Annotated in this window: 5 protein-coding genes; 3 read left to right on the top strand and 2 right to left on the bottom strand. The window is 47.5% G+C overall.

The window, feature by feature from the left end:
* The first annotated feature begins 191 nt into the window (after positions 1-191).
* Positions 192-1,151, top strand: a complete 960-nt coding sequence (corA, locus tag P5G61_RS31750; protein ID WP_301250117.1) for a magnesium/cobalt transporter CorA — start codon at positions 192-194, stop codon at positions 1,149-1,151.
* Between the two features lie 393 nt (positions 1,152-1,544).
* Here the strand turns inward: corA and P5G61_RS31745 are convergent, their stop codons facing one another.
* Complete coding sequence (locus P5G61_RS31745; protein WP_301250116.1) at positions 1,545-2,636, bottom strand: DNA alkylation repair protein; 1,092 nt, start codon at positions 2,634-2,636, stop codon at positions 1,545-1,547.
* A gap of 184 nt (positions 2,637-2,820) precedes the next feature.
* On the bottom strand, positions 2,821-3,447 hold the full coding sequence (locus P5G61_RS31740) for a tyrosine protein kinase (RefSeq protein ID WP_301250115.1): 627 nt from the start codon (positions 3,445-3,447) through the stop codon (positions 2,821-2,823).
* A gap of 449 nt (positions 3,448-3,896) precedes the next feature.
* On the opposite strand from P5G61_RS31740, the gene P5G61_RS31735 reads away from it, so the two are divergent.
* Both P5G61_RS31735 and P5G61_RS31730 read left to right on the top strand, forming a co-directional pair.
* Positions 3,897-4,187: a YerC/YecD family TrpR-related protein gene (locus P5G61_RS31735; protein WP_017690665.1), complete on the top strand. Its 291-nt coding sequence runs from the start codon at positions 3,897-3,899 to the stop codon at positions 4,185-4,187.
* Positions 4,188-4,189: 2 nt separating this feature from the next.
* Positions 4,190-4,969, top strand: a complete 780-nt coding sequence (locus P5G61_RS31730; RefSeq protein WP_301250113.1) for a sirohydrochlorin chelatase — start codon at positions 4,190-4,192, stop codon at positions 4,967-4,969.
* Positions 4,970-5,125: the final 156 nt, after the last annotated feature.

Genomic DNA, 5,125 nt, shown 5'->3' with positions numbered 1-5,125 from the left:
GGTTTCTTTTTGTTTTACAATTTGGAAAACAGGGCTGTCCCTAGCCAATTTTATGACTTATGGGACAGCCCCTTTTTTTGTTGTCGCGTTCACAGGATAACGTGTGTATAATGGGCTGTTGCAGGAGACGATTCAGGGGTTAAAGTTGTACAATAACGTAAAGGATACAAGACAAGGACGTGGTCTAATTTATGATTCGTACACTCGCCATCTCACGGGATCATCAGGTATCTGTAAATGTACCGCTTACACAGCTGGATCTGCAGGAATACGCTTGGGTTTGGGCGGATTTCAATCAGCCTTCGGAAGAGGAAAGCCGGTTGCTGGATACATATTTTCATTTTCACCCATTAGCTATTGAGGATTGTATGCTTGTGCTGCAGCGGCCCAAGCTCGATTATTATGACAACTTACAGTTCCTTGTGTTGCATGCGCTGAACCCTTCCACATTGGAAGCGGAGGAGGTGGATCTGTTTCTAGGTTCGAACTTCCTGGTTTCCTTTCATCATGGGGCGCTGGAAGAAGTCGATGAAGCGTGGGATCGGTTGCTGCATCATGCGCACGAACGAACCATCTGGGCTCGGGGTCCGGTAGCAGCGGCGTATACGGTGATGGACAAGCTGGTCGATCATTATTTCCCGTCTCTGTTTGCCATTGAGGATGAGCTGGCTGAACTGGAGAACCGGGGCGGCAAGGAGTCGGTGGAAGACCTGATGAATCAGGTGTTCGACCTGCGCAGTCGATTGCTGAAGCTTAGACGAACGGTAGTGCCCATGCGGGATTTGCTCTATCGGGTAGTTAATTCCCAACATGTGCAGCGATCAGGGGAGCATACCGTATATTTTACGGATATCTATGACCATTTGTTGAAGCTGACCGACATGATTGAAGCCGATCGGGAAATGACGGCAGACCTGCGCGACAGTTACATCTCCTTGAATTCTAATCGAATGAACCAGATTATGAAGACCCTTACCGTGATTACAACCGTTTTTATGCCACTGACGCTGATTGCGGGGATCTATGGCATGAACTTTGCCTATATGCCTGAGCTGCAATGGAAGTTTGGGTATGGGGCAGTGCTGCTGCTGATGTTTGTTCTGGGCGGAAGCATGGTGGCTTGGTTTGTGAAGCGGGGCTGGTTTAAGTAAGGAAGAATAGAAGCTAAGCGGGATAACAAGTAAATAGTAAGATAAAGGTCAGCGATCTGCAAAGATCGCTTCTTTAGCCTGTGAAAGATGTGTATAAAGCACATATAGGAGTACATATTGATTCGTTGTCTGAATAGATGTCCACATGTGGATAAGATAAATGAAGAAGCATCATGTGCACAACTAGATTTTGAGGGAATTGGGGCTGTTACAAACATGGGTAAAAAGGTAAAAGGTAAAAGGCATCTTCAGTACTGAAGACGCCGTAGGGAATTTCTCAAGGAGCGGATTCCATGAGCTGAATTTCAACATGGGATCGATATCATAAAATGAAATGAAATGAACCGTGCTAAGTGTTCATCCTAAGTTAACTTGCTACATGCCATTCAGGGGTTACTCGGATGGCTCCAGTACAAAAGTGGCCGTAGCGGCAGGTTGTCCATTCACAACAATCGTTAGCGTATGCAAGCCAGCGTAATGCTTTCTCGTCGTAATGACTTTGAACGATTGCTTCGTTGCAACTCTAGTTCTCCCGGTAGGGAAATTCTTGTCCGAGCATTTGAAACGTTTGGGTGCCTGCTTGCCATTCGCTTTCATATATCCAATTTCATATTCGATCCGCAGCATCTGGGACTGACCACTTTCGTTCACGACATCAAAGGAAAAATGAAGGTCCTCTCCAATGGCCACGGTATCACTTGCAAGCTGAAGATGCTCGATATGTGTCGCATCCTGCTCGACATAGCCAAAGAGACTTAGCGCCTTCGGATGCCCTTTTTTCAGCAAGGAGCGGCTTGCATGACGAACAATCCAATCGGTATGCTCATGTTGTCCATACCAGCTGAAGGCCAAATCCAGAACCAGTGCCGGATGATCTTTTGAGATGTCGTTCAGGTGATTGGCTACACTTTTCCGGACATACAGGGACTCGTCCTGCTTCAATTCATGAAGAATGGGAAGTACTGGTGTTGGATCGGTGATGAATCCCCGCAGTTTGGAGCCCCATGGTAGACGTGGGCGACTGCCTTCACTGGCAAGTCTGCGAATATGCTCATTGGGGCTGCTTGTCCACTGCATCATTCGTTTCATCGTTTCGATAGGATATCGTTCAATAAACGGGCGTACCGCGAACTCGGAACTGGAATAAGGTGTGAAGAGGGTCAAGTACTTCATGGATAGCTCGTAGTTTTCCGGTGCAAGTCCATTCACTTCGACAAAATCCGGTACGAACAGATACTCGACTCCTCGCATCTGTGGTGCTGCCTGCTCAATCACATGCAATGCTTCTTCATAGTTGTCAGGCAGAACCTCGGTCAAAGCGAGTGTAATCCGGCGGATACGAGCTTTGAATTCCAGCTCTCCCCAGCCCTCGGCGAATACAAGTTCACGAAATTGCTGCTTGTCCAGCTTGGGGTAAAATTGGTGTAACCGTTCTCCCGTCCGTTCGATTAATGCGGGAGTATATTTATCTTTGAACAGTTCCATAGTCCGCCTCCTTTAATTACTATCCAGTATACCTCAAATCATAGGAATAAGAACATAGGTTCCTAAAAATATCTATTATGAATAGGTTCTTACTTACTATGAAAGAATGAGTGGAATGAAGGGGAAGAATAAGGTTGAAGTGGATTAAGCACCCCCTAATGAAAGAGGGCGCCTGGGAAAAGTGTTAGTTTTTTTTGCTTCTTTTGGGACGACGTTTCGTGGTATTGGACTTATTACGGCCGGATTTGCTATTCGAATTACGTTTGCGTGGAGCAGAAGTCGTTTTCTTACGGCGTTTGCGTGAGCGAGGTGGAGAATACTCTTCATAATCTTTATCCGCCGCACTGCTTTTTTTTCCTTTTCCAAAAGGCAGAATCCCCATCACCAGTTTCATCATTGGTGCCATCTGCTGGAAACCGCCAACGACCTTTTGCATTTTGCCGATTCCGCTCATGATGCCATCAATTCCACCGAAGCGGTCGATCATTCCTTTCAGTTCGCCGATATTGGCCAGGGAAAAGCCTGAGGAAGACGCAGGCGCTTCCACTGGAACAGGAGAAACAAGAGGAGCTCCCCCGCCTAACAAGTCTCCACCACCTGGACTATAAGGTACAAGTGCCGATGCTTCAACTTCTTGGAGTGGAGGATAGTATGGATCTACACCAGGATACATGGGCTGAACCTGGCCTTCATTCAATGACCGCGGGATCGCCCCAGGCGGCATATAGGCAGAAGTATGGGGCTGCCGATGCGTATGGGAAGACGGACGCTGCCGTGGAGCGGGCCGGCGGTGATAATAATGCTGAGGCATGAACTATCACGTTCCTTCTATGTTGGATTTCGGAATTGCGTTCCTTCAGCTGCTCGATGTGCATAACAGACCGAGATGGAACTCCCTTTTGATATACTGTATGTCATTAGCGGAGAGACGGCGTAGGCGAGTATCCCGTAAAGCGGGATATTTGCGGATTTGGGCGCAGGAGAGGATGAGAGGTTCACAGTAGAATTTTATCGTTTAGACACAAATTCGTCACATTTAAAATGGGTAAATACCTACAAGTTTAATTGGAAATATACGTGGGAAAAGGTTGAAAACCGTGAGATAGAGGGGGATTGTGCGCGCAGGGAGGACATTAATACGCCATGTAAGCGGTAACATGTATTTTTGTTCTGTAGTGCGTGAAATCGTTAACGCTTGAAATACCAACTCAGGGTGAGTACAATGAAGGTACACAGTAACCGCTAGGGGATGATGATGAAATGCAGCTGAAAAAGCTAAATGATAAAAGCATTGAACAATTATTTGAGGCTATTTTGACTCTAAAAGATATTGAAGAGTGTTATGTGTTTTTTGATGACCTCTGCACCGTAAACGAGATTCAATCCATGTCCCAGCGGCTGGAAGTAGCACGTATGCTTGGCAAAGGAAATACCTATAACCAGATTGAAGCTGAGACAGGTGCAAGTACAGCCACGATCTCTCGTGTAAAACGCTGCCTGAACTATGGCAATGATGGTTATAAAATGACACTGGAACGCCTGGGACGTTAAGGATGAAGAAACCGGGTGTACTCATCATTAGTCACGGTTCTCAGGAGAAGACCTGGGTAGAATCCGTCGATGACGCGGTCTCCCGGTTGAAACTGCCTGTACCATTGCCCGTGGAAGCCGGGTTTCTTGAACTTGTGGAAGGACGCCTGATCCAGGACGGTATCGACCGACTGGAGGCACAGGGCGTAACCGATATAATGGTCATACCTCTGTTTGTATCGTCCGGCAGTACACATGTGGATGAGATTGAGTATGCCATCGGTGCCAAAGATGCTCCGGAACGAGAGACTGATCTGGAGCCTTTCAACGTAAAAGCACAAGTCCACTTCGGTTATCCTGTGGGTAATGATCCGGATATTGCGGTCATGGTCTGGGACAAGGTCAAGGCCCTTTCGCAGCAACCAGAGCAGGAAACGATTCTGCTCGTCGGACATGGGAGCATTCACGATGGATTCCGTCAGCGCTGGGAAGCGGGGATTTCTTCGCTTGCACAGCGGGTGCAGGAAGTCAGTGGTGTAGCTCATACCGACTATGCGCTGCTTAATCCGGATAGTGTGTACGACAAGGCGAAATACTGGATTGAAGACCGGGGGAGCCGGGTGATTGTGGCGCCGCTGTTTTTGAGTGCTGGTTTTTTCACCATGAAGGTGATTCCGGGCCGACTAAAGGAGCTGGATTATGTGTATAGTGGCGAGACGCTGCTTCCACATCCGTTGTTAGGCCATTGGCTGGAGCGCCAGATTCAACATTTACTGGAAAAATACAATGAGGTTGAGATTTAGTAGGAAAAAGGGTCGCTGGAAACGCTCATTTCCGGTAGATTTTAACCTCAGATTTAAACCAAAACGGCAGAGATGCCGTTTTTTTGTTATGGCTTTAGCCTGTTGAGTGCGTGAAACGCGCGAAACAAAAAACCACCCGCTATGCGGGTGGAGGGA

The organism is Paenibacillus vandeheii (assembly GCF_030433635.1).
In the GTDB taxonomy this organism is placed as follows: Bacteria; Bacillota; Bacilli; order Paenibacillales; family Paenibacillaceae; genus Paenibacillus; species Paenibacillus vandeheii.
Note: the sequence above shows the minus strand (reverse complement) of the source record. Positions and strands in the feature narration are given on the sequence as shown.